The organism is Rhodoferax ferrireducens, from assembly GCF_049302455.1.
Lineage (GTDB): Bacteria > Pseudomonadota > Gammaproteobacteria > Burkholderiales > Burkholderiaceae_C > Rhodoferax > Rhodoferax ferrireducens_B.
Map to the genome: position 1 here is coordinate 139,628 of NZ_JBAQMD010000015.1, position 25,160 is coordinate 164,787.

A 25,160-nucleotide genomic window follows, 5' to 3' on the forward strand; every position below is an offset into this window, starting at 1 on the left:
TGTTAATGGAAATCAATAGATGGGTGAAAGTGAGCTCGATAGCCAACCGCCATTGCCGGGCTCCAGCTCGATGTAGAGCGCTGTTCTTTGGCGGGCCGGGGCCAGCGCTGGCGATTCGCCGCGCCATATCCTGAAAGGACGGGAGCCCGAAACAGCGAACATGAATTGCTGCTGCCCACACTGCAGGGTCAGGGTCTTGAGCTCGGAATCCGTGTGGATCAAGGACCAGTTGGATATGTGCCTTGACAGCGCGAGGGGCGCGACGGCCTCGGCTGGTACGGCCAGTGCCGGCGCCGCCAGGGTGCAGTCGCTGTGGTAGAGAACACCCGTAGTTTTGGGGACGGCGGTCTTGAAGGTCACCGCATCGGTGAAGCGTCGATTACCGTCAACCGAGAGCGCGCGCGTAACGGTGACGTCCTTGCTATAGCCCTCAAACTCGGCAGACACCCCGTTGTCATCCGTTCGCGTTCGACTCACCGGTTTGAACCAGTTGCTGCCGCCCTGGCCGTCCACCAGGGGAACGCTGTGCGCCGCCGCCAACTTGTAGAAGGTGCGGTGCAGCTCCGAGCCATACGCGGGCGAAACCGAGTTTCGAAGTACCCAGGTGTCGCCGAATTTCAGCTCGACCGACAAAGCGTCCTGGTGGGCGTGAAAGCGCGCGCCTTGCCCGGCCCGCAGCAAAGCGACCCAGCCGTCGTCCTTGAGATAAAGCGACTTCAGTCCGGCGACCCAGGTGTAGGAATCGGTCGCCGCATCGAACACCGGGTATTTCAGCGGGGCGGGCAACTCGGTGACGGGATCGAGCAATTCGTTCCAGCCCGGCGATTTTTGGGATTCGGCGATGCCCACATCGGTCGGCACAACACGCCGGGCGCGCTTCGCCAACGCCAGATCCGGAATCTGGACCTGCCGGTTCATGTCGTTGATGATGGGGCCATCGCCGCCACCGAAGGCAACTTGGGACGGCGCCACCATCAGGCTTTGCAGATAGGTGCCAACTTCCTCGAAGCGCTTGGCCTCGCCTCTGAGCGATGCTGAAATCAGCAGATCAGTCAGGGCGCTCGCCACATACGACTGGTATTGCGGCGACAGCTCAAACCAGAAGCCATCCTGGCTGACCCCGGTCTTCAAGAGAGTGGACAGTCCGAACGTGCCTGCTGCCGCGGTATCCAGCATGGCCGCATCGCCACATTCCATGGCCATGATGGAGGCGCCCACGCCATACCAGACGGCCACGTTATGCACTTCACGTTGCTGACCCAGCATGGCCCGGCCCATGGGAAGAAGCAGATTCCCGCACCAGCCATCAACCCGGCCCGCCGGGACGCGGCCTCGCAACAGCCGTGCGGTGTCCGCCAGCGACGCGGCCACGGTGCTTTCATCCAGGACCTGCAGGAACAGTTTGCCCGACGACGTCGACCCATCGGTGCGGGGCGTCATATAGATCGACTGGTACAAATCGAGCTGCGTAGCGGCCCAATCGGCAAATTCCACCTTGCCGCTGAGGCGGTACAAGCGCGCCGCAGTGAGCATCATGGCGATGTTGTGCTGGCGCTGCATAAAAATGCAGGCCTTGAAGGTTCGGCTGGTCTCGGTTCCGAATTGCTGACAGTCCATGCCCGGGGTCCACGCCAAAAAGGCACCGGTCCGTGGGTCCACCAGGTCGTGCGCCCAACCTGCAATCCAGCGCGGGTTGTCGCGGGGGACGGCCATCCAGCTGCGCAAAGCGTTGGCTTCCTGCTGGACCCAGGCATCCCAGGGGGGCTGGGTGGCCAACTGAGTGGCCGCCTCAAAATGCTCAAGCGCAACCCGGCCTGCTTTTTCCTCCAGCTCCGACGCGGACCCCGGGGCCGAAAATGAAAATGCCAGACCACAAACGATCAGGATGTATTGCCAGCGAGTAAAAAGTTTCATTGAGAAGTCGGTCCCGGTGTTGAAAGGTGTTGCCTAAACCGCTGCAAAACAAACTGCAGCGGTGTCATAGGCATGACGGTGTGTTCTTGATGCCATTTGAATAGTTGGCCGGGTGTTTTATATAAGGGATAAGGGATGTGACTTATCACCAGCGCCGGCAGAAAAATGCGAACCTCTGTTGGCCTCGCAATATAAAATTTTCCATGGAAACCTGCATAAACAAATTCACGTACCGGCTATTGCGGCTTTGAATCCAGGTTACTGCAGGCAGTCTCAATATTTAAGCACATGATTCACCCTGTATATAAAAAAGTGTGTAACAAAAACCCCATCAATTACTGCAAGATGAGGCCCGCCGCCTCAGGTAAAAAGTGAGTACGCGCCTTGTTGCGCTCGTCCATGTCAATGGCGCCAAAACTATTAATGGCCGTGAGTACAAGGTTGGCAAAATCCTGCGGATCTTCAGCCTGGAAAAAACATTTCTTTACCTGATCGGGTAATCCACCCAGACCGATTGGCGTGGCAACCAGTTGGCAGGGTGTAAACAGCATCTCAACAGACTTCACATTCACACCGCTGCCGCCAAATACCGGATTAACCAAGACCCTGGCATTGCGCAGGACCGGAACAATATCGGGCGGGTTGGCTAAAACGTCAACGCCGGCCAATTTGGCCAGATCCAGTAATTCCTGAACCGGTTTGCTGCCGGCAATAAAAATTCTTGCCCTTGGGGATTTGGATCGTATGGCGGGAACGACTTCCTTTAAAAACCAGACCAGACCATTGACGTTATTGGGCATGAATAGATTGCCCAGATAACCAACATCATATTCAGGAGAATAATTATTGCCCGCGGAAAGCCGCAAGGCCAATTTAATATCGACAACAGGTGGCAGCCAGTGGCCGTGTTGAAATCCCTTCTGCTGCCAAAAAACAAGATCCTCGAAGGAAATGTCATAAAACCTGCTGGCCAAACCAATCGCCTTAAATTCCAACGACTCCATGCCGCGGGAATTGAAAAACCATTTGATCCTGTCGCGCGGCTTCCTGGCCAGCAGGAACTGTTTCTTCAAATAGAGATGCTCGATGTTATGGCTGCGATAATAAAGCCTGATACCCAGGGACTTCACCAGTTTCTCAGCCAGCAGATAGCCGTAAACGGAATCGAGAAAAATAATATCGGGCGCAAAATCCTTGACTTTGAGCAGCACCGACTGGAAGCGTACGTCGGTCAGGGAACGATTACTGACCGAGCGCGGCAGAAATAAGGAGCCGCGCAGCTGCCGAAGTTTATGGAGGAATCCATCGTGAAATGGGAGAAGAATAAGTTCGTCAACCACGGCGCGCACGGCATCGATGGACGCCGCGTCGTCAGTCACTTGAGGATCGGCCCAGGCCACAAGACAAACTCTGGCCCCCAGCTCCTTCAGTGCACAAATACGTCGCCACACATCCACCTTGCCACCGTGGGTCGGTGGATAGGGGAATTCATTGGCGATGATGACAATGCTATTCAAGGGAAGCCCCGGTTGCGGCCAGCGTGTTAAGTGCTGACAGCTGTTTGACGCCGGCCCAGGATTCATTGACCGCGCTTGTCAACTGAGTCAGGTTGTTAACCAGGAATGAAAGAGCCAGAAATATATCGTCCTCCAGGCTCATTGATTTGGGGTCAAGCATCAATTCGCCGGGCAATTTGAAATAACTGAACAAACCTTCGAATTTCCCCTGGTAAGTCAACACGCCAACCGGTTTCTTCATGCCCAGTGTGGCGATGCAAAGATGCATTCGTGCCGAAAAAACGGCATCCATATTCCCGGCTATGAATTTCAGCTCAGTTGCACTATAGGGATGGCGGTCCAGATAAACTCTATCGCCGGCGTCGTTCTTCAGATTGGTGTAGATGCTCTCCAGCAGTCCCAGGTCGGCCTCATTTGAACCCCTGAAATCATGGGAAATCAGCAGCACTGAAATGGGAAGTTCGCCCACAGCGTGAAGCAAGGCTCGGGAGCAGTCCTGGACAAACTTTTCTTTGACAGCCGGATCAGACATGTCAAACAGCATGGGATGGACATTGAATCCAACAATTTTCGAGTTACCCGTTCGCCTCGCATCAATCCAGTGCAGCAAATTATCCATTTGAGGAATGGCTTTTGATTCATTCAGCTGAAATGCGGCATCGGCGGCACATCGTGCCTGTCGGCCAGTCGCCTTTTCAAAACGGGCATGCGAAACCGGGTCACGCAATAATATGTTCACTCTGGAAGATATCTTCTTGATGATATTGATGATTTTCGGGTCGGGCTTCGAATTGAATGAAAAACCCAATATGGTCGAGTTTTTCCCGAGTCTGGCCACTGAATCCGCAACGACCCATAGTCTGGATGAGTTCAGGAGAGAGTAATGACCATCCATGGTGTCGGCGCCGACAATCATGACCGAATCAAAATCAGAACAGACCTCCAGTATTTTTTTCAGTGACCATGTCGGGTTGGCCCATTTTGGAATGACGCCAATGTCGTATTCCAGTAAAACAGGATGCTCGAAGTCTGCATAAGTCAGCAGGCTGATGACGGCATCAGAGTTCTTTGCCCGGATGGATTGAATCATGGCAATCATCATGGCTTCGTCGCCCCGGGAGCCAATGACTGTTTTTTGATCACAAGGGATGATCAGGAATCTCTTCATGGAACTCGACGGGAGGCTGGGTTTGACTCCAATCCCATTAACCACCTTTTTCCATTCTCTCATCAGCAATGGAAGGCGAATATATTCTCGCAGTCTGGATTTCAAGGGAAGTTTTTGCATATCAAGCGACCTTAAACTTATTTTTGAATAGCGACAATAAATAGCGAAAGTCTTTATTGAACAGGATAAAGAGGGTGGCGAAGTAGATGACACAAGACGCCGCCACGGTGAGCGCCAGAGTCGCGGCTTTGGGAAGGGTCTCAAAGTGACTGACGATAAAATAGCATCCCAGCCACATGAGTGCGGATGCCACCATGAATGGAAATATCGTCTTCGCTACCAGCAGCGGCTTCAGTTTCAGCCTGGACAATCCAAAATAGAAACTGATGGGGCTTGCCAATAATTGACCGATGACGAAGGCAACGATCAGAATGTTCAATCCGGAGGCGGAAAAAATGAACAGGGAAATAAAGGCGAACAATATTTTGAAAAAGACGGTTATCAACGTGAGATTGCTTTTGCCCAGTGCATTCAGGCAAGACCCGTTGTAAAACTGAAGAACTTGAACCGCTCCCAGCAAGGAGAGGGCACTGAAGACATGGGAGCTCTCTGACCATTTGCTGCCGAACAGTATTGGAATAATGAGGCTTGCCGTTGCGGAGAGAAAAATAAAGACAGGAAAGGCGATGGCACTCGAAATCTTCAATGCGTTGAGGTAGGCCTCACCCAATTTGTCGATCTGTGATGAAAGCCTTGAAAATCCGGATAGGGCAACGTCCAGGACGACAGAGCTCAACATCTGCATTAATATCAGATACAGTCGCGCGCCAACCGAATAGAAGCCCAGACTTACCGCGCCCAAGGCGTAACCAATAAAAACATCGATTGATTTTTGAGAAACAAAGTCCAGCAACTTGGTCAGAAATACATTGATGCTGAAGCCAAGTAATTTGAACGCCGGTTTTATATTGAGGCTGAAGGTAGGGCGCCAGACAGGGTAGCGCCAGACAAAGGCCGCGTTAATTGTGCACAATATCAAAAATTGAATGACCAGGCTATAGGTTCCAAACCCATAAAATGCAAAAGCAACTCCGAAGACACCGCTTATCAGCGAGGCTACCAGGCTGCGAACGGCGAGCATTTTGTATTTGAACTCGCGCCGATAAAGTGCTTGCTGGCATAGCGCGGTTGAATTTATCAGTATCGAAAGCGAGCCAATCCGGATTATTGGTGCCAAATCCGGCATTTTCATCTGCTGCGCCAGAACGGGCGCGGAAAAATAGACAACAAGAAAGACAACAAACGAAAAGCCGATGTTGAGCCAGAACACTGCATTGATCAATTCATTGTTCAGTTCATTGGTTTGAATTAGGGCGTCACTCAGGCCCTGATCCACAAAGAGTTCAAAAAACAGGAATATGACGGTTGCTGCAGCAAACAGACCGAATTCATACGGTGTCAGCAGGCGGGAAAGTACCAGGAAGACAGCCAATGAGGACAGCCGGCTGCCCCAGCTCCGCACGGCTGACCACAGCAGTCCTGACGATACCTTTGAGCTCAAATTATTTGGCATTTTGAGTACTCGGCGAGCCGGTGGCATTCGGTTGCAGCAGCGATGCCATTTGACAATTGAAATTGGCGCGGGAAAAGTAAGTCACATAGTCTGGAAGCAGTGCGCGTGCCCCTTGCAGCACTTCGTCGTTTTGAAGCCATTCAATCACCGCGGTCGCATAAGTCCCGGCGTCGCTGCCGATACGAATCGCGGAGGGCGAGACGCGGGGAAACCCAGTGGCCCCGACCTCGGTGGTGATGCAAGGCAGACTGTGCGCGAAATAGTCCAGCATTTTTATTTTCAGCCCGCTGCCGGCCAGGACCGGGTTAATGGCAAAGCGGGTGTTGCGCGCAATGGCCGCAATGCTGTCAACACGCCCATGAAGCACAACGTTCGGGTGAGCTTGCAGGCCGTCGCAGATCGACCCCGCCACATCCAGTACCGCATCGGGAACGATGGTCAGGACCTGGGGCCAGACTTCCTCCAGAAACCACTGCAGACCCTGCACATTGTGGTGTGCTCGACTGCCAAGGTAGAGCACACGCATGCCAGGACTCTCCGAGCGTGCGCCGGTTACAACGACGTCCAGCGGCGACATCAGCGTTGAAATGGCCGCAGCCGGCGCCAGCGACCGCAGCAGTGCGGCGTCCTCGTCGCTGATGGCAATGACGCGGTCAAATTGACTCAATACTGCAGCTTCATCTTGCGCGCTCACCCACGGTCTGACCGGAATGTCCTGGGCGGCGATGGACTGGCAACGCTGGTGAAAAACATCGTGGGCAATCAAGGCCAGCATGGGCGATGAGCGCAGGAATGGAATGAAGCCAGCCCGGAATAGGGTGTCCACGAAAACCCAGTCGGGTGCCAACGAATCCACCAGGCTGGCGATAGACAGGGACTCCGCTAGATCAAGTCGGCGGCCGATGACCGCCGCTTTCGCCGCCGCCTGGCGCTTGCGCGATGGCCAGAGTGACGCCATGCTTTGCAGCCAGGTACGCAGTGCGGTGGGCAGACTTGCATGAACGGCGCGCACCATGGCGGCGCGTGTTGAAGGAATCCGCAAGCCTCCCAGCGCAAATGCGTGCAGGTAGTGAAAGACGGGCTGGTTCGAGCCCAATTGATGGGCCGGCTTGAAAATCAGGCCGGGCAGGCGTGGTCCGGTGATACAGAGATGAACTTGTATCCCGGCCGCCAGAAAATAGTCCAGAAACGCGCGGTTGTAGGTTGAATAACCGTTGTGGCCCTGGCACGGTAGCTCTTCAACGACCAGGAGAATCTTCTTGGCACTTGCTTTGTGATTATTCATTTGATTGGAAATAGTCACTGTCAATTTTGGAGAGTCTGAACTGGAGCAGATTCGTTGACTGGATGGGTAAATAGTTGTCGTCAGACAGCATGAAAATCTCGCATGAACCATCGGGCGAATCGATGACGGAAACACCTTCCATGTTGTCAACGTGACTGGTCCATGAATCGGTCGCCAAAAGAGTCAGGCCTTTCAGGCTGCTTCCCGCCTTGATGCTGCTTGATGGAATCAATTTCAAACGCATTTCAAAAAAGCCAAGCCAATTCAGTTTTCGCTCCAGGACAAAAAGCCCGCAGCTCTTTGAAAATGTGGCATCGGAGACGTCGAATCCTGGTGTGGGTTCATACCGCAGCGCCTGCAGATCAGCGCTGTCCGGTGTGGCTGGAAGCAGCCAGGCGGGGATGAAACCAGTGCCTGACTCCGGATTGCGTTCAGCAATCGCCAGCAACTGTGGCGCAAGACCGTCCCGCTCCATATAAGCCAGCGCCTCTATGCCGCGGCCTGTGGGTAATTTCTTCAAGGCCGCGCGCCGCTTGAACGGTTGAGCAGGCGCCGCGAGCGAGCCCGGCACATGGGGGGCAAAGAAAACCGTTGAGCCATAGCTTTCGTCAGCCAGGTAAGCGCCGTTTTGTCCGAACGCCATCGCCTCGATGTCACCATGCCCGCTGGATTGCAAGGAGCGTCCCCCAGCGGCTTGCACCGGTGCCATCACGGCCTGTTCCAGCGCCACCAGTTGGCCATCCCGCCAAACGGGCGTGGCACGCAGCCAATGTCCGGTGTCGGTGATGGCCAGCAGAGCGGCACGGTCTTTGGACAGGTGCAGCGCAGACAGTCCGCCGAAAGCCTCAAACCCGGTTTTCAGTGTGATTCCATGCTCGAAACGAAGTTGCGGCGCAAGTTCAGCATGTTTGAAGAAGGCGAACCGGTCAAGTGTGTCGATGGGGATTGATTCGATAGTCAGGCTGACTCCGCTCGTCAAATCCGTGTGCGGCTTGCCTGCGAATATGAAAATCCAGAAGGCAAAGGCTGCCGCCACCAGACCCGCGAGCACAAGCGTACGGCGCAGCATCAAGGTGCCGTGATCTCTTCAACCAGCGGTGTCCGGTGGGCGAAACCTTTCAAGGCACACCGAATACTGGCCATCAACTGGGGCGGCTTTAACTCGCCCTTGGCAAACAGAAAAATGCCAACCAGCATCTTCCTGACAAAGGGCCACCACAGCCGAGTGTCGCCCCGGGCCGCTCGCGCCAAGGCAAACAGGCTACCGCCAAAATAGGTGGAACGAATCCAGACCTGCCGGTCCCGGTGCCCGACCAGTGGCAGGCGGCTGATGAGTGTTTTCCCCGTGTTGAGGGTGAACGCGCGCAACGCAAAATCGAGATCCTCACCCCCGTTGATTGGGGCGCCCACACCCAGGCGTTCGTCGAAAAAACCAACTGACCTGGCGATGTCGGCCCGCAGGAACAGCGTGTTGGACGACACGGTCCGCACAAATTCGGCGCTGCTGGTGAGGACTTCAAACGCACCCGAGTTGGGCGTGGCGGCAACGGCTGTCGGTGCTGATGCGTATTGGCAGGTGGCCATGCCCACATGAGGCGCGCTCAAGAAAAGCGTGGTTATGCGTCGAATAAAGCCTGGCGGGTACCAGGCATCGTCGTCCGGGAATGCAAGCCAACGTGCGCTGCTCAACACGCCATCCAGCTCGACCTGATGCAGCATGAGGTTGCGCGCGCGCGAGAGGGAAACACGGCCCGGCAGACTCAGGAAACGAAGGTCGTGCTGAACCCAGTCGGTCGGCAGCGCGGCCGCCTGCGGATCTGCGCGTTGCAGCAAGACGTAGTGAACGACACGGACACCATCTACCTGCACTTGCTGGCTGATGCTGTCGAGCAAGCGCAGCAATTCATCGGTACGGCCGCCCTGCATATCACAGGTTGTCAGCAGCAGGGCGTCAAGCGTTGGGGGTGTAAGGGCGGTGCTTTGCATTTGAATCACTCCAGGTTGTTTTCGCGCGACTGTCGGGTTTGGGTCTCGTCGGCGTCGCTCAGGCGGCCATAGCGGCCGGTTGCAATGCCCTCGCGCACGACCTTGGCGGGGTTGCCCGCCACGATGCAATGGGCTGGCACATCCCGCACCACGACAGAGCCGGCGCCAATGATGGAGCCGTCGCCGACCAGCACCCCGGGCAGGACGATGCTGCGTGCACCGACAAAGCAGTTCTTGCCAATTCGCGTGTGCACGCGCAGGCCCCGCGTCAGGTCATGCGTCAGGATGGCGGCGTCAAACGCCACGTAGCTGTATTCCCCGACGTGCACGCCGCGTGGGTTGGTCTTGTCGAACTTCGCCGACAAGGAGAAATTGCAGGTGGGGTGCAAATCCATCTTGAACAAGCGAACATAGATCAGCCGAACGACCGTGATGATCATTGTTCGCAACGATGAAAGATGTGCGAGACGTAGTGCCATATCAGCTGAGGTACTTTCCAATGGTTTTGTTCAGAGCGGGGACCAGGTCAACCGTTTTTTTCAGAAGAATCGGGCCGAATAGTCCCGCGACAAAGGTCATGATCAACAGGAGTCCGAAGAATTGATAGGAGGATGGAACAAGCATGGGGTAGGCCACTTTTGCCATGCCAATGAAGATCACATTGAACAGATAAATCGTCATTGAGAGGCGACCAAAATACGCCAGGATGGTGCTCGCGCGCTCAGGCAGCACGTCGACAAAAGCGGGCACTGCCAAGCAGGAGACGAGTCCGCATACCAACAGGCCGTAGTCACGATTCCAGGGGGCTAGCAACAAGAGCATGAACCCGGCCATCGCTGCGAATCTCAACCGCGATGCCGAAAAGCGTTGCAGGAACTCCCGGTCTGCGGCGATGCATCCGGCAACAAAGAATACGTAATACTGAACAATGCGGTTGGCGTACAGGATGTCGTCCAGGCGAATGAAGTAGATGGCCAATGCAAACAGTCCCAACCAGGCCCAACTTCTTCGGAACAGAACAAAGAGTGCAGGAGTCACCAGGCAATACACAAGCAGTACAAATAGATACCAAATCGTCAGGACCGGACTGGACTCCGTGTTGATGAAAATCGACGCCAGGCCCGCAACCAGGCTCGATGGCGCCTCGTCTATCGGGAACCACATGGCGGAGAACCATTTGCCAACGATGGTGATGACACCGAGAAAGAGAAAAGGCACCAACAAGCGGTTGGCGCGTCGACCGGCGAAACCGGAAAAATCGGTCAACGCGCGTGTGTGGTGATTGGCATGGCGAAAGACATAACCGCTCATGAACATCAATAGCGGCATGTGGAAAAGGTAAACCTTGAACTTGAAAATGGTGTACCAGTCCGGCACACCGGGGGTGCCAAACTTGACCAGGTGCGCCGCGACCACAAGAATGATGCCTAAGCCCTTCACCGCCTCGATCAGCGCAATCCTTGCATGGGGCTGTAACTGCAATGGTGTGCTCATGGCTTGGCGGTCGACTGCCCGTGTGATGGCATGGGGGCCGGGGGAGCCCAGGAGATCACAAGCGCAATCAATAAGCTGTAACTGAGAAAGAAGACGTTGTCGGTCGACGCGTAGACAAATACAAGTAATACAAGCGCCAGCGTCTGGAAAGTGATTTTTGAGAAGGAGCTTGCGGACGATTGCACGAAGAGCAGAAAAAGACCGGCAAGAAAAACAGGGGCACCCAGATAACCGAGTTCAACCAGGGAGCGCAGGTATTCGTTGTGAGCCGCTGAAGTGCGGGTCAGCTTGGTGATCGACTCGGGTATCAGCAAGCCATGGTGACCGAAACCCACGCCAACCAAGGGGTAACGAACGACCCACTCGTTAAGTACGGCCCACATATCCTCACGCCCACTGGTCGATCCCGACATGAATCTCACCAGGATCTGATCGCCAAACGTCATCAGGAAAATCACGGCCGCCGCCAAGCCCAGTCCAATAATGCCGACGCGAGAGGCTCCGCCCCGCGTTGCGCCGACGATGACCAGCGCACAACTTGCGACCGCGCAAACGGATGGCATTCTCGTGCCCGACAAGAGACAGATCACGATGCTGGCTGCGCAAAAAAAGAGATAGCGAAAGGACCTGTGCTGAGAATATAAGAAAGCACTGCTCAGTGCTCCCGCATAACTCGCTGCCGCCAGAAAGGCGGGATGCAGCGCGCCCCCCAGGCGCTGTGCACCGGTATGGTCGCGGAAAATAATGGGGTTTCCAGTTGCCATCCAAAGCGCCACCCCATAAAGTACGAGAACAAATGGAGCAAGGGCAATGCTTTTCAGTGCCAAATTACGCTCGCGCTCGCTTGGCCGTGCCAAAAAGAAGGGAACCAGAGCGAATAGAGCTGTCACCGCTGAGGCGGTGCGCCCCCAGGAGAAGGAAAAAAATCTGGTAAAAAATGCGCAAATAAAAATGGTCAACAAGATGATCAGCGCGCTGATGGTTGGGCCCCAGTTCAAGGGTTTGTTTGCGAGGTAAATCAGTCCTGCAACCATGAACAGCGATTTTTCCAGGGCATTGATGTTGCCCAGGCCAGCTACCGTGCCAAGATTGAGTACGAGCAACAGGAGCGCCAGTAACCAGCTTGCCTTGAAAAGATGAAAGAAAACATTCTCTCTGCTCGCGCCAGCTTCTGCAGCATGGGGCTGCACGAGAGACTGGCTCAGTCTATTTTTTTCTAGGATCATTTGCTTTGAGTTGGCAGAAAAACAGATGGTTTTTTGCCGGTAAAAAAATCACGATCATTGGCCGGAATGGCCTGAATCAGGTCGCTGACAAAGCCTCTTTGAGTCTCATAGCCTTGTTCTGGATTCGCAGTAATTGAGGAAACCCGAAATAGAAGTCCGTCAGGAATTTGACCTTTGAAACCATATTGCAGGCTGAGAAGTTTTGTGTCGATGCCACGTCGCACTGGCATATTGCCCAGTGTCGTCCAATAGATGATGGGCTCGATCCGGTCGCTGGATTTGGCCAGCAGTTTCTGGACCGGCAAGGAGCTGTTGTTAATGTTTAACTCCTCTTTGCCGAGTGACTTCATTTCAAAGCCCTGAGCGGGATAACAAGCTTCTGGATAGTGAAGTGCGAATGAGTCACTTTGATTGGAACTGTATGCAATAGACAGCATGACGACATGCCCTTGGTCATTCACGTAGCTACGAGAAAGTGTTTGACTGTAGAGCTTGTTCAGTATTTCAACGGTTTGTGGATTTATGATGCGTCCCGCCTGTTGGGGCAGCAGTTTCCATTGGCCAAACTGCAACGGTATTATTTGTTCCAGCTTGGGTGAAGGACGCAGTTCGGCAATAAGTATTCTGGGGCGCATCCACCATGCCATCAATGCTGCAATCAGTATGAGGCTCAATAAAATTAGCTGACGCCGAAGTGCAAATTTTCCATTCATGGCGAATAGGGTTTGATTTGACGGCGGACCTGCCAGGCTTCAAGCAGCTGTAAAAATGAATCAAAGCCCATGATTAACAACAGCGCACTCAAGAATAGAGCCATGCCAGCAAACCCATGTAGAAAGCCCTGGCCCGCTGCATCGCCAAAGTGGTATGTAATCAGACTTAGCGCCATGACCCGGATGACGTTGGCTGCAAATGATATGGGCACAATCAAAAGCGCCAGGCCGACGTTTCTGAACAGCGAGTCGCGCCGTACGATATTGAGATAAAGCAGGCCAAGGGCTTCCAGCGTCAGAAGTGTGTGTAGCCCGGCGCACGCGTCGGCCACCAGCAGCATGTATTGGCCAATTTGCAAAATGACGCCATTGCGGCCAATTGGGTAGCCGGCCCAGAACAGAACATTCTCGGCGGCATATGACACGGCCAACTTCATGGGCAGCGTCACGGTATCGACCACCGCGCCCGGCAGCGGCACCATAAACAGCATAAAAAACAGGGCAAACCATTGCGCCTTCAACGCGGCGGTTCCCCGCAGCAGCAACAGCAAGCCCGTGAGTAACCAGATCACTGAGCCAATCTCAAACAACAAGATATCTTGCGAGCGACCCAACGCATACAGAAGCAGACCCAAGACAAAGAAAGACCAACCCGTTGAACTGGTGGCCTGACCGTCGGCCGCCCGCTCCATGGCAGACCAGTTGCGATAAAGCAGCCACAGCGAGATGCCCAGCACGACGGGGCCGTGCATTTGGTCGTCCTGGCTCCAGATGCCCTTGAACAAATCAAACAGACTGGGCACATACAACACGGCCAGCCCGAGAATGATGGGCAGCCAGGCCAGCAACGCGGCGCGCCCGGACGGCGCGGTTTGACTAGGCATCGTTAAGCACTGAGCCCATCAGAGCGACGCCACTGTCCTGCAGGCGGCGGGCCAGCATGGCGGTGCTTTTCAGATGACTTCTGTTTTTGCGTGCCACCATGAGCGCAGCGCCTGCGCGGGAGGCAATAATTTCTGCGTCGGCGTAGGCGTTTCCCGCCGGGGTGTCAATGATGATGACGTCGAACTGCTCTCTGGCTGTGATCAGCAGTTGGCCAAAGTTGGGGCGACTCAACAATTCCTGGGGGTTGGGTGGCACAGCGCCTGCAGACAGCACAGCCAGGCCAGGTAAACCAGGCACCGGTTGAACGGCTTCCCGCCCGGCGCGGCCGGCCAATATGCTCGACAAACCTGCATTTTTTTCCAGCTTGAACAAGGCCTGTTGACCCCCCGCAGGCGGCGCGCGCAAGTCGCCGTCGATGAGCAAGGTGCGTTCGCCCAGTTGCGCAAAAACGATAGCCAGGTTGGCGGCAATAAAGCTGCGGCCCTCACTGGCACCAGGGCTCACCACCGCAAGCACTTTGTGCATGGGGTTGCCGTTAAACCAGCGAAGCACGAGCTGGCTGCGCAGCGCGCGCAGGTCTTCACCCACGCGGCTAAACGGTTTGTAGGCTGCCACAAGCGCGGGGCTGAGGCCGGGGTCCAGCTCGGTCAGGTAGGCGTAGTCGAACTGTTTGCTCAAGGCAAAGTCGATATCGTCTTTGGTGAGCACCTTCAGGGCCAGGGCAGCATCGCCAAACTGGAGCTTGTTGACCTTTTGATGCTGCACGATGCGTGTTGCATCTTCGGCGCTCAGCCGGCCGCTGGCCACCAGAATTTCTCCAATGGACCTCGCTGCGCCGGCGGGTGTGATGAGGTGTGGATAAAGTGAGGTGACTGTGTTCATGCGCGAAATCCGATGGAGGCATGCCTGAGCAAGCCGGCTGCTGAGCTAACCGAGCCCAGCACGGTTAGGTTGAGTGCGTCAGCCAGGTCTTGTGCCGAGCGCACGCGGCGATTGCTTAACTCCAGCATCAGTGCCAGGCCCAGGCCCAGCAGGGTGCCTAAAAAGATGGAGGCCAGTATGTTCAGCAGCACACGGGGCTTGGACGGGGCGGTCGGCGCAGACGCGGCGGTAAGCACCGCAATGTTGGTTTGGTTGGTTTGACTCTCGATGTTGGTTTGTGTGGCGCGCTGGCTCACCAGCTCAAAGGCGCGTTGGGCCGACTCAATATCACGGCGCAACACGTTGAGTTCATCGCGTTGTTTGTTCAGCACCAGCACGCGGGCCTTTTGGGCGCCCACTGAGCCTTGCAGTTGCCGCTCACGCTGTTTGCTGACCTGGTAGGTGGTTTCTATCGAACTGGTGATTTTGCGGGTCTCGGAATCAAGCTGGGCTTTGAGAGTGGTCAGCTCGCCCTCGGTACGCTGGGTTTGGGGGTGGTTCTTGCCGAGATTGATGTTGCTCTCGGCCAGCTTGGCTTCAAGCCGGGCGATGTCGGCTTTCAGGCCGTTGATCAGCGGGCTTTGCATGACCTCGGCCACCGTGTCGGTCTTGGCATGTTCGCGTTTACTTTGACTGTCGGTGGTTTGGCCCTGCACGACGGTGAGCTGGCTGGAGGTCTCATTGAGCTTGGCGGTTTCAAAGTCGAGCCGCTCGTCGGTGGCGGTAATGCCACTTTTCTGTTGGTAGCTGGAAAGGGCCAACTGGGCTTGTTCCAATTTTTCGCGAGCGGTCTTGGTTTGTTCTTCAAAAAATGTGGCGTACTGCCGGGCCGGGCCCACGCGCAAGTCAAGGTTGACGTTGATGTAGGCCTGGGCAAAGGCGTTGGCTACGGCGGCGGCAAAGTCGGGGTCGGTGCCGGTGTAGTTGATGCTGATGACGTTGCTTTCACGCGAGGGCTTGACTTCCAGGCCTCTTTGCAAAAGTGAGGCAAGCCAGTCGACCAACTGGCCTTTACCTTGCGTGGCCTCTTGCCACTGCTGGCGAATGGCCGCGCTTTCTTCCATGCGCAGCAGCTTGACCACGGTCTTGGTCACGCGGTCGCTGTTCACAATATCCATTTGCGTGGCCATGTAGCCTGGAGCTACCATACCCTGCGGCAGGAGGCCGCCCATCTGGTCCGGCGATTTGACATCCACCACCACAGCGGTGGTGGCGGTGTACTGGCTGGGCAGCAGCAAGCTGATGATGACTGTGGCGGCAACGGTCACCAGCAGAGTGATCAGCGCTGCCTTGTAGCGGGCGCGCAGGATGATCAGAAGTTGTTGAAATGTCATGGTTGTGATGTTCAGGGCAGTGTTCGGCTCAGAAGATGCTTTCTTTGACGTAAATGACGTCGTTGGGCAGCACGGGGTCGGTCAGCTTGGGCTCGATTTGCTGGACGCTGCCATCGGCCGCCTTGCGGTGCAGGCGCAGGCGTTTCTCGCTGCCGCGTGTGGTGGGGCCGCCGCCTTGCGCCAGGGCCTGCATGACGGTCATGCTGCGATCAATGCGGAACGAGCCGGGATGTTGGGCTTCACCATAGATATAGAACATGGGCGCGCGGTCGACATAGATGCTGTCGCCGCCTTGCAGGACGATGTTGTCTTGCTGCTTCTCGGCCAAAAATAGGGATGGAATGTCGATCTGCTTGCGAAACGGCTGGCCATTGCGTACGCCGGCCACGACGGCGATGTCGGCACCAGCTGCGGTGGCGCCACCCGCGTTGGCCAACATGTCGCTCAGGCGGGTATTGGCGGTTTCAAGCGGAAACCGGCCAGGGCGGTTGACCTGGCCCAGCACGGCCACCTGGTTGCCACGAATCTGCAAGAGCACGATGTTGACTTGAGGTTTCTGGATAAAGCCGCCTTTTTGCAGGGCATCCGCAATTTTCTTGCCGGCTGCGGCAATCGACAGGCCACCCAAATCTACAGCGCCGATCATCGGGTAGGTGATGGATCCGTTTTCAGAAACGCGGGTTTCAATGGTGAGGTCGGGATTTTGAAACACCTGAACCCGAATGGAGTCGCCAGCACCCAGCGGGTAATCGGGCTGGGCCTGGGATGCGGATTGCACCGGGGCGGTGGTCTGTGCATGGCCGGTCAGGCCCGCAAAGACCAGACTGGTGGCCGCCAGGAGTTGTGAAATTCGAAGCGTTGGCAAGCCAAGGAGGCGCTGTGTCATGGTGATGGGTCCCGGTTAGATAGTGAAATGTGTGTGGAAGGTGAGGGCCTTACTTGAAAGCGGCCACACCCTTTTCGATCGCCGTTCTTGCTTTGTCGTCTGTGGCTTCAGCCTGACTTGTCGTGGCTAGAACAGTTGTAGGTGCTGCGCCCTCGGATTTGGCAAAGTCGCCCATGTAGGTGATTTTGGTGTCGGTCCGCAACTTCCTGATATTGGCAGCCACCGCCTCACTGGCGCGTTGGTTGCCCAAAAACTGCTCGATGCGCGGCAGCGCAGTGGCCTCGTCAACGGGTACCCGCTGTGAGGAAATCACATGGAGCAGCGTGATCGACTCGGGCGCTTCAAGCACGGTGCTTTGGCCGTCTTTGAGGGCACTGACTTGTGCCAGCAGCTCCAGCGGAATTTCCTCGGCGGCGCGTGTGGCGCTGCCAGCAGCAAACTTGATGTTCTTGCTCTTGAGCCAGGCTGCGGCTTCGTCAATGGGTTTGCTGGTCGCGGCCAAGCGGCGCAGTTGCTCGGCTGTGCCCGCCGCCATGGGCGCGACGATTTCCTGCACGTTGAAAATGCGCCGCTGCGAGAATAGCTGGGGGTGCTCGGCAAAATAGGTCTTGGCGTCTTCCGCGGAGGGTTTGGGTAAGGCACTGGCAATTTTTTGCATGTAGGCACGGGTCAGAATTTCCCGACGGGCGGCTTCAATCTGCGACAACACCTCGGGCGTGCGGTGGAGTTTGTTCTCGATAGCCTGGTCAACGGCAATTTGTTGGTCGATCAGTTTTTCAAGCACGACGCGACTCATGGCCTGTGCGGCGTCTGGTGCGGTGCCTTCGGTGAACGTGCGGCTGAGCACCTGGTTGATCTGGTGCACCGAGATCTCTTCAGAGCCGACTTTGGCCACCACCTGGGTAGCAACGTTTTTGCCGTCTTTGTTGCCGCAGGCGGACAGGCCGAGTACGAGAGCTGCCGACAAGAGAGAAAGGGCGAAACGGGATTTTGATAAGGTCATGATGTTTGGAGATCAATAGCTGAACTGGGCGGAGACCGTGGCCATGTTGCTGCCGTAGTCAAGATTGGCCACGTTGGAGGTCCGGGTTGCCTTTTGCAGTGAGGCGCCGAGCGTGACGTGTTTGTAAGGCTGCCAGGCCACTGCGAGAGAGATATTGCGCAGTGTGTCGCTACGCTGGGTTGCGGCGTCCAACCCAGTCGGTGAGCCCTGGTAGTCGCGCTGTGCCACTTCGTAGTTCAGGCGTACCACCGTCTTGGCACTGGCTTTCCAGACCGGGCCGAGGGAAAAACGGTTGGTCCGGACGTGGGTGGAGTTGTAGTTGTAGCTGTCGGCGCCGGCGTCATGTCGATCGCTCGTCAGCTCGCGCATCCAGCCGGCAGCCAGCGCGGTCTTTCCCGTGATGTTCCAGTTGAGTTTGACGCCGGTGTTCAGGCCGCTGTAGTCGAGCCGAGCGTCTGGATGGGTGCGGCTGATGTGGGCTGCGCTGATGTCGGCCGTGGTGTTGCCGGTGAGGATCCAGTGCAGGCGCAGTTCGTTGTCGCGCTGGCTGAAGCTCTCGTTAAATGTACCGTCGTTAAGGTAGTTGCCCTGGGAAGTCCTGGCGGTGTAGGTCAGGGCATTGCCTGATGTAAACGCGTAGCGCAGGCCCATGTCGGCAGAGTTGACCTCGGCGTCGGTTCCGCTTACCGGGGCCGTGGAGTCGGTTTGGTCCGAAGTCAATTTCGATGTCGACACGCCGCCCAGCACACGCCAGACGCCGTCGAGTTCGTACACACCGTCAAAACGGGTGTTGGTGTTGGTGCGCAGGACGCCCGGAACTTCCGTGCTACTTTCGGGTGAATCTTTTTGATCGGTGTTGATGAAATAGCTGTTGAGCGATTCCTTGCGATCGCTGGTGAGGTTGCCGTGCATGCGGGGGGTGAGTGCCCAGCGCCAGGCGGCGTTGTAATTGTGCGCGGTGAAGTTGAGGTGGTCGAAGTTTTGGTATTTGTAATCGATCAGGTTCAAGTCCAGCTCGAACTGTTGCAGGCTTTGCCGGGTGCTGAAATTGAAACCCAGCGTCGTGGTGCCAATTTGGTCTTCAGTACCGGCTGGCACGCGACGCGGATTGCTGTCGGTCAGCAGCGAATATCCGGCATTAAGCTGGAAGGCAGGCTCGTCTTTTTGCGCCCAGGCAGGCGCGGCGCTCCATAAAAGCAGCAGGGTAGATGGCGCTAGCCAGTAACGGTGGTGTGTCAGCATGATCAGTAAGCCTTCTGGTCTTTGGCGACCAGGCGGATGGTTTTGAGAATAATGTGAATGTCCATCCGCAGCGACCAGTGGCGCAGGTAATCCAGGTCATAGTCGATGCGCCCCTGCATCTTGTCCAGCGTATCGGTTTCACCCCGAAAGCCATTGACCTGGGCCCAGCCGGTGATGCCGGGCTTGACTTTGTGGCGCACCATGTAGCCCTTGATGAGTTTCCGATAAAGCTCGTTGTGGGCGACGGCGTGCGGGCGGGGGCCCACGATGCTCATGCGACCCTGTAGTACGTTGACGAACTGGGGGAGTTCATCAAGCGAGGTCCGGCGTAAAAAAGCACCCAGTGGGGTAATGCGCGGGTCATTTCTTTGCGCTTGCCTGATGGCGCCACCGTCTTCGGTGACGCTCATCGAGCGGAATTTGTAGACCAGGATTTCTTCGCCATCCAGCCCGTAACGGCGTTGCTTGAAGATGATGGGACCGGGCGAGCCGCGCTTGATCGCCACCGCAATCGCCAGCAGCACGGGCGAGATCATGATCAGAATCAGCAGCGAAAAGAATACGTCGCTGAGTCGTTTGATAACGCCATTGGCGGCTTTGAAGGGCGATTCGCAAACGGAGATGACGGGCATGCCGCAGACCGAGCCGGGCTTGCCCTGAATCAGGTCGGTGACGAACATATCCGGCACAAAATAGATTGACGCGGTGGTATCTTTGAGTTCATCGAGCGCCTGCAGGATTCGCGGCTGCGACGCCATCGGCAGAGACAGGTAGATGATCTGGATGCCTTTGGTCTTGACCAGGTAGGCCAGCTTGTCGAGTTTGTCCAACAGTTTGTACGGGTGCGCGGTGTCCAGGCGCTGGGTGCTGCGGCTGTCCACAAAGCCGACGAGTTCAATTCTGGAGTACGGCGACTCAGTGATTTTGGTGGCAAGTGCCAAGCCCTGTTCGTTCATGCCGACCACGATGGCTCGGCGCTTCGGGCCTTGCAATTTGAGTATCGCCGGCGCGGCGCGACGCAACCCGATACAGGTACCAAGTTCGGCCAACGGGGCTACGCATAACCAGGCAATCAGCACCTGATCAGAAAATTCACGGATGTAGCCGGTGGTGAAGCCGGTGACAAGCAACAGGCTTGCAATCCAGATCCAGTTCACGGTGATATCGACCACCAAAGAACTTGTTGAAGACTGCAGCCGCGCATGGGACGGAAAGGTGAGGGCAAACACCAGTACCGAGAGAATCAGGTAGGGCGGAGGGACTTCACCTTCTACGTAATACGTCAAGGCCCACAAGGAAAAAACGAACGCTGCCGGGCCGATGAGGGATTCAATCGTTCTGAGCAGGCTGTCTTTGCCAAGCGAGGTTTGGGCCGGCTGTTTGGTCAGGGCCTCGGCGGATAGGGTGCTATGGTTCTCAGGCATTGTTAACAAGAGTTTTGCGCTTGCAAAATGCCGGCACGCGGTTGCTGACCTGAAGTGTCTTGAAGACGCGTTCTCTATCGCGTTGCGCCCGAACGGGCACAGCGAAAGGGCTGCGCATCGTTACGGAATTCAAACGAAACTCAGGGTTGTCTATGGAGTTCATACTATTCCCGGTGTTAAAACTGTCCCCAATAGGGGGGCGATCTATCTTGACTGACTTTAGCGTTTGTGGCCTGTCAAGGAAGTAGGCCACCGCCAGCAATTTTTGTAGGAGATGGCCGGTCGTGCGCACAATGCATCAGCACTTCCTCTAGCGCCTTCCCTGCGGGCCTTAGACCAGTAGGAGCACCTTTCAAGGCTTTAGCGGAACTGCCGATGCTGAGGTGACTGGCGTAGAAATCAGGGCGGATCGATGACCGCCAGGCATCTCCGTTCCAGCGCGCCAGGTACAGCACCTGACAGCAGATCGCCTGCTTTTTGCCGGCGACGTGTTGCCCCTAAATGCCTGTGATGCAGTCAGACCTGCTGTGTATCCAATAGCGATTTATGTGCGCTACGTGACGCAGACCCATGTCAGGCATCATTGATCAAAGCCTTGTATTTGCCAACGGCCTGTGCCCGGTTGCTGACGTCAAGTTTCTTGAAGACTCGCTGCATGTGATTCTTGACGGTAAACGAACTGATGCTCAGGATGCTGCCGATTTCAGGGTTTGTCTTGCCCAGGGCAACCCAGCACAGCACTTCGGATTCACGGTCTGATAGCTCATGGACCTGTGTCAGGAGCCGGGCGGGATCACTCGACGGGTTGGGTTGAAGCTGTGACTGGTGCGGCAGGTGGGAAACCTGGCGCAAGGCGGTGTCTATATAGGGCAACACCATGGCCATGGCATCGCGCACGGGTTCACTGAAACACTCTCGGGTACTGAAAGCGACATACAAACAGTCATGGCTACCGCGCTCGTCGTTGATGCCATGCACTATGGCGCAGTGCATTTTTTTCAATGCCTCACCCAGCGCACATTTCACGCCTGTGTCTTCCAGCAGGAATCCGCCTTCTCCGGCGTTGAAGGTAAATGGTTTCTTGCCAAATTCCGACCAGCGGGCAAACAGTTGCAGCAACAGTGGTTTGATGGTCTCGGGGTTGGCTGACTTCGATCGAACACCAGCCATGGTGGAAATGATGTCGTACTGGACCGCGCCATCATTAAAGTTGCCCCACGCTGCAATCAGGATGTCGTGCGGCAGAAAGCGCTGCATGTCGCCCTGCAGCCATACGAGCACATCAAAATGGCTTCGCACGTCTACCGAATACTTGACAACACGATGGTAGTTGTGAAGGTCTTCGGTTGACAGCGAGGGCAAAAAAGCCATTGGAATGCGATTTGATAGATGGAAGTTAGGTCCCGGACGCGCATGGCGGCGGTTTGTCTTTCGGCAGGCCGCCACTACACGAACCCCGGAATGCTGGGTCAAGTTTAACGGGTTCCACCTGTGAAAGGTTTCACCGGTATTTGGTGTAGCGTACTTCAACAACATGTTTGTCAAGTTATTTATGGGAGATTTCCAGGTAATGGCCTGTGTGCGCAGTTCACTCAATAGTTGATTTGTTACGACGGCGTGCAATGGCACCCATCAAGCCCAAACCAGCCAGTAGCATGGCAAAGGTCTCGGGTTCCGGAACGGCGGATACGGGCGCGGCGAAGATGCTGCCGCCGTAAGAAGCACCAGCTCCGGCGTTGCCAGAGACATTCAGGGTGAACAACCCAGCCGGTACGTGTGAGCTGCCAGCCAGCACCTGGGTTGTTGCCGAGACGGGCCCGATGTTGGATCTAAGCGAGGATAGATTCAAGAATGTTGTGCCGTTCAACAAAGCCGTGAATCCAGTGATCCCGCCGTAAGCGAATGAGCCCAGTGTGACCGCCACGTTTGAGACGGCGGCAGCGACGGTCGAAGCGGAGCCCAGATTGAAAGTCCAAGTGTCAGTGAAGTTGCCAGCGACGGTGCTGGCAAACGATGCGCTGGGGTTCAAGGTGGTAGCAGCAAAGCTGTTGGTGACGCCGGCGACTGCGATGACTGCGGTGGTAATCAATGATTTGATTTTCATGGTATTTCCTTCAGAGGTTTGATATGAGACAAGTGACGCGTCAATAATAGGACTAGGGATTACCCTGGTCCATAGACCGTTCGGACTACGAGAACGCTGTAAAACTCCTTTGAATGTGAGCTTTGTGTAAGTTCTGCTTCGGCAGTCCAACCCATGGAACAGATTGTTAGCAATGGTTCGTGCTGTCGACACCCGTGGTGCCACGAGTTCGCGAAGCTGGCCAAGTTGGCCTCAGTGCCTGACGAGTCCTGCCGCACAGCGCGCCAAGACAGCACTTTCACAGGCGCAGGACAAGCTGCCAGCGCTGATCGCAGAAGGTGTGTTGCGGCAACTCGCCCGTGTTGGCAGGCTGTGACTGGATGTGGATCAGACCGACAAACGCGCCTGGTAGCGCTGGGCAAAAGAAATGCAGGTCAGGAATCGGACTTGCCTCACCCGCCTGAATCAACTGTGGAGGCGGCGTGCTGGTCTTGCCCGAGCAGCTCGACCAACTGCGGTAGCGCCAGCTGCAATGCCGCCTTCAAGGTGTGGGGCGGGTTGATGATGAACATGCCGCTGGCGGGCAGGCCCGGGCGGATGATTTCGCCCTCTTCATCGGATGTCAGCTTGCTGGATTTGACGGTTAGTGTTGCGTTCAGCCAGGGCTTGCCGGCTTTGGTGACCAGCGTCTTGAGCTTGCGCGGAACGTCGTGCGCCTCGGGGCGGGGAATGATCGGGTACCAGACGGCATAAGTGCCGGTGGCAAAGCGGGTCAAGGCATCCGCCACCATGGCGACCACGCGGGTGTAGTCGGTTTTGATTTCATAGCTTGGGTCACTCAACACGAGAGCCCGTCGCGCTGGCGGTGGCAGAAATTTCTTGATGCCTTCAAAGCCATCCTCGCGGAGCACGGCCACCTGGCGCCCGGCTTCGAGTTGCGCAATGTTGGCGGCCAGCGTCTTGGCGTCGGTGGGGTGGATCTCGAAAACTTTCAGCTTGTCGCGCTCACCCAGCAGGCGCTGAATGATGAACGGCGAGCCCGGATACACCTTGTGGCTGCCCTTGTTGTTGAAGCTGGCCACCAGGTCCAGGTAGTCTTTGAGGGCAGGGGCCAGGGTGTCGACTGTTATTTTTGAACCAGCTACTTTTTTTGTAGCTGCTTGCGCCTGACTGACGGGGGCTGGAGGCGTATTTAGTGCGGAAACCAGACGCAAAAAACCTTGACCTGCTTCACCGCTGGTGGCGGCGTATTCACCGTCGAGCCGGTACAAACCGGCCCCGGCGTGGGTATCAAAAACGGTCAGTGCCGTGTCTTTTTGCAGCAAATACCGCAATATGGCCAACAGCACGGTGTGTTTGAGGACGTCGGCATGGTTGCCGGCATGAAAGGCGTGGCGGTAACTAAACATGGGGCTAATGGTAACCGGCACCGGGTTGCCATGTCACTCTGCGGCGGGTATGCCGCTGCTGTTGACCCTGTCGTTCAGTGAGCGGGTGGGTGGGACTGGCGGACCGGGTATCCGCTCTCTGGCCCACGCTCGCGGGCTTGCAGGGCTGGTTCGCCGTCGTTACAGCCTCAAATTGTCCTTTTTGTGTGCCTGCATGGTGGTCACCGCGAATGGGGCCGCCGATCAGACACCCGATCCACCAGCCCGAGTGGCGATGGGGGTGGCTGGAGGAGTCAAATGCGATGCTGCAAGTTTCTAGGTGGTTGCGGAGTGCTATGGCTGGAATGGTGCTGGGAAAATGATCAGTTGCTTCAGAACTCCCCGCTGATTCTTATGCCGCGGGGGCGTCTTTTTGACGTGTTAGCCACTGGGCTATAGTGCTTTAAAAGTGGATCGCTTAGGTATTCACTGAGCAGCAGCTTGCGTTTTCCCATAGCCCACAAATGACCATTATTCTCGCCCTAGATGCAGCGTGGACCGCGACCGAGCCGACGGGCGTTGCCCTTGTTGCCTCTGAAGGAAATGGATGGCGCTCCGTGGCGGTTGCGCCGAGCTACGATTCCTTCCTTAACCTGGCTGACGGCATTCCCGTTCCTTGGACGCAAGCGCCGTTCACAGGAGGTGTGCCCGATATTCCGAAACTCCTGCACGCAGCGAAGCGACTTGCTAACTTGCCAGTGGATCTCGTGACTATAGACATGCCAATAGCGACTTCGTCCATCAAAGCACGTCGAGTAGCAGACAACGTGATTTCTAGGAAGTTTGGTCATCGAGGTTGCTCAACACATACACCGAGTTCCACGCGTCCGGGCCCTCTTGGTGCAAGCCTGTCGACGGCTTTCTGCAGCGAAGGTTTTCAGATTGCCACGGAAAAGACATCGGGTTCTCTGGCATATCATTTACTTGAGGTCTATCCCCATCCAGCGTTGCTGGGATAAAGCAACATCTATTCTGTAAATTTCGATTTTGGTTCTGTGTTGTTGCGCAATAGCGTCGGGTCAAGGCTTCATGTTCAGGTAGATTTTTGCGGTCATCCACTCCTCGTCTTGTTCGGCCAG

General features: G+C 56.0%; 22 protein-coding genes and 1 pseudogene. 2 read left to right on the forward strand and 21 right to left on the reverse strand.

Features of this window, described 5'->3' with window-relative positions:
• Nucleotides 1–12: 12 nt before the first annotated feature.
• From WA157_RS02370 to WA157_RS02395, 6 genes are all read right to left on the reverse strand, one after another.
• On the reverse strand, nt 13–1,914 hold the full coding sequence (locus tag WA157_RS02370) for a heparinase II/III domain-containing protein (RefSeq protein ID WP_422619430.1): 1,902 nt from the start codon (nt 1,912–1,914) through the stop codon (nt 13–15).
• 335 nt (nt 1,915–2,249) lie between these two features.
• The gene (locus WA157_RS02375) at nt 2,250–3,431 is read right to left on the reverse strand and encodes a glycosyltransferase (RefSeq protein ID WP_422619431.1); all 1,182 of its coding nucleotides are present in this window, start codon (nt 3,429–3,431) and stop codon (nt 2,250–2,252) included.
• Nucleotides 3,424–4,719 carry a polysaccharide pyruvyl transferase family protein gene (locus WA157_RS02380; protein WP_422619432.1) on the reverse strand — a complete coding sequence of 432 codons (1,296 nt, stop codon included), beginning with the start codon at nt 4,717–4,719 and terminating at the stop codon, nt 3,424–3,426. The genes WA157_RS02375 and WA157_RS02380 overlap by 8 nt, the downstream gene beginning before the upstream one ends.
• Nucleotide 4,720: 1 nt before the next feature.
• Nucleotides 4,721–6,172 carry a lipopolysaccharide biosynthesis protein gene (locus WA157_RS02385; protein ID WP_422619433.1) on the reverse strand — a complete coding sequence of 484 codons (1,452 nt, stop codon included), beginning with the start codon at nt 6,170–6,172 and terminating at the stop codon, nt 4,721–4,723.
• Nucleotides 6,162–7,457 (reverse strand): glycosyltransferase family 4 protein, encoded by a 1,296-nt coding sequence (locus WA157_RS02390; RefSeq protein WP_422619434.1) that lies wholly within the window; start codon nt 7,455–7,457, stop codon nt 6,162–6,164. The genes WA157_RS02385 and WA157_RS02390 overlap by 11 nt, the downstream gene beginning before the upstream one ends.
• Complete coding sequence (locus WA157_RS02395) at nt 7,450–8,289, reverse strand: esterase-like activity of phytase family protein (protein WP_422619453.1); 840 nt, start codon at nt 8,287–8,289, stop codon at nt 7,450–7,452. Before WA157_RS02395 ends, WA157_RS02390 begins: the two co-directional genes overlap by 8 nt.
• Between WA157_RS02395 and WA157_RS02400 the strand changes: the two genes are divergently transcribed.
• A complete protein-coding gene (locus tag WA157_RS02400) occupies nt 8,227–8,406 on the forward strand; it encodes a hypothetical protein (RefSeq protein ID WP_422619454.1) in 180 nt (59 codons plus the stop codon). The two genes, WA157_RS02395 and WA157_RS02400, sit on opposite strands and share 63 nt — an antisense overlap.
• A 119-nt stretch (nt 8,407–8,525) precedes the next feature.
• Here WA157_RS02400 and WA157_RS02405 read toward each other — a convergent pair whose 3' ends face one another.
• The 15 genes and pseudogenes from WA157_RS02405 to WA157_RS02475 form a co-directional block, all read right to left on the reverse strand.
• Entirely contained in the window at nt 8,526–9,443 is a 918-nt protein-coding gene (locus WA157_RS02405; protein ID WP_422619435.1) for a glycosyltransferase family 2 protein, read from the reverse strand.
• A gap of 5 nt (nt 9,444–9,448) precedes the next feature.
• The gene (locus tag WA157_RS02410; RefSeq protein ID WP_422619436.1) at nt 9,449–9,922 is read right to left on the reverse strand and encodes an acyltransferase; all 474 of its coding nucleotides are present in this window, start codon (nt 9,920–9,922) and stop codon (nt 9,449–9,451) included.
• A gap of 1 nt (nt 9,923) precedes the next feature.
• Entirely contained in the window at nt 9,924–10,937 is a 1,014-nt protein-coding gene (locus WA157_RS02415) for an acyltransferase family protein (RefSeq protein ID WP_422619437.1), read from the reverse strand.
• Entirely contained in the window at nt 10,934–12,163 is a 1,230-nt protein-coding gene (locus WA157_RS02420; RefSeq protein WP_422619438.1) for an O-antigen ligase family protein, read from the reverse strand. Before WA157_RS02420 ends, WA157_RS02415 begins: the two co-directional genes overlap by 4 nt.
• Complete coding sequence (epsI, locus tag WA157_RS02425; RefSeq protein WP_422619439.1) at nt 12,160–12,876, reverse strand: exosortase-associated protein EpsI, B-type; 717 nt, start codon at nt 12,874–12,876, stop codon at nt 12,160–12,162. Before epsI ends, WA157_RS02420 begins: the two co-directional genes overlap by 4 nt.
• Nucleotides 12,873–13,760: an exosortase B gene (gene xrtB, locus WA157_RS02430; RefSeq protein WP_422619440.1), complete on the reverse strand. Its 888-nt coding sequence runs from the start codon at nt 13,758–13,760 to the stop codon at nt 12,873–12,875. Before xrtB ends, epsI begins: the two co-directional genes overlap by 4 nt.
• A complete protein-coding gene (gene epsG / locus WA157_RS02435; RefSeq protein WP_422619441.1) occupies nt 13,753–14,643 on the reverse strand; it encodes a chain length determinant protein tyrosine kinase EpsG in 891 nt (296 codons plus the stop codon). Before epsG ends, xrtB begins: the two co-directional genes overlap by 8 nt.
• Complete coding sequence (gene epsF, locus WA157_RS02440; protein WP_422619442.1) at nt 14,640–16,016, reverse strand: chain length determinant protein EpsF; 1,377 nt, start codon at nt 16,014–16,016, stop codon at nt 14,640–14,642. Before epsF ends, epsG begins: the two co-directional genes overlap by 4 nt.
• Before the next feature lie 28 nt (nt 16,017–16,044).
• The gene (gene epsE, locus WA157_RS02445; protein WP_422619443.1) at nt 16,045–16,902 is read right to left on the reverse strand and encodes a polysaccharide export protein EpsE; all 858 of its coding nucleotides are present in this window, start codon (nt 16,900–16,902) and stop codon (nt 16,045–16,047) included.
• Nucleotides 16,903–16,951: 49 nt separating this feature from the next.
• Nucleotides 16,952–17,905 carry an EpsD family peptidyl-prolyl cis-trans isomerase gene (locus WA157_RS02450; protein ID WP_422619444.1) on the reverse strand — a complete coding sequence of 318 codons (954 nt, stop codon included), beginning with the start codon at nt 17,903–17,905 and terminating at the stop codon, nt 16,952–16,954.
• Nucleotides 17,906–17,917: 12 nt separating this feature from the next.
• Nucleotides 17,918–19,147, reverse strand: coding sequence for an XrtB/PEP-CTERM-associated polysaccharide biosynthesis outer membrane protein EpsL (gene epsL, locus WA157_RS02455; RefSeq protein ID WP_422619445.1), 1,230 nt, complete (start codon nt 19,145–19,147; stop codon nt 17,918–17,920).
• 2 nt (nt 19,148–19,149) lie between these two features.
• Nucleotides 19,150–20,571, reverse strand: coding sequence for an undecaprenyl-phosphate glucose phosphotransferase (locus tag WA157_RS02460; protein WP_422619446.1), 1,422 nt, complete (start codon nt 20,569–20,571; stop codon nt 19,150–19,152).
• A 573-nt stretch (nt 20,572–21,144) separates the two neighbouring features.
• The gene (gene epsA / locus WA157_RS02465; RefSeq protein ID WP_422619447.1) at nt 21,145–22,200 is read right to left on the reverse strand and encodes an XrtB/PEP-CTERM-associated transcriptional regulator EpsA; all 1,056 of its coding nucleotides are present in this window, start codon (nt 22,198–22,200) and stop codon (nt 21,145–21,147) included.
• Nucleotides 22,160–22,558: pseudogene (locus tag WA157_RS02470) on the reverse strand (FxDxF family PEP-CTERM protein); the annotation flags it as partial. The gene epsA and the pseudogene WA157_RS02470, both read right to left, overlap by 41 nt.
• A gap of 548 nt (nt 22,559–23,106) precedes the next feature.
• Nucleotides 23,107–24,063 carry a 23S rRNA (adenine(2030)-N(6))-methyltransferase RlmJ gene (locus WA157_RS02475; RefSeq protein WP_422619448.1) on the reverse strand — a complete coding sequence of 319 codons (957 nt, stop codon included), beginning with the start codon at nt 24,061–24,063 and terminating at the stop codon, nt 23,107–23,109.
• A 482-nt stretch (nt 24,064–24,545) separates the two neighbouring features.
• Between WA157_RS02475 and WA157_RS02480 the strand changes: the two genes are divergently transcribed.
• On the forward strand, nt 24,546–25,040 hold the full coding sequence (locus WA157_RS02480) for a hypothetical protein (RefSeq protein ID WP_422619449.1): 495 nt from the start codon (nt 24,546–24,548) through the stop codon (nt 25,038–25,040).
• The last annotated feature ends 120 nt before the right edge of the window (nt 25,041–25,160 follow it).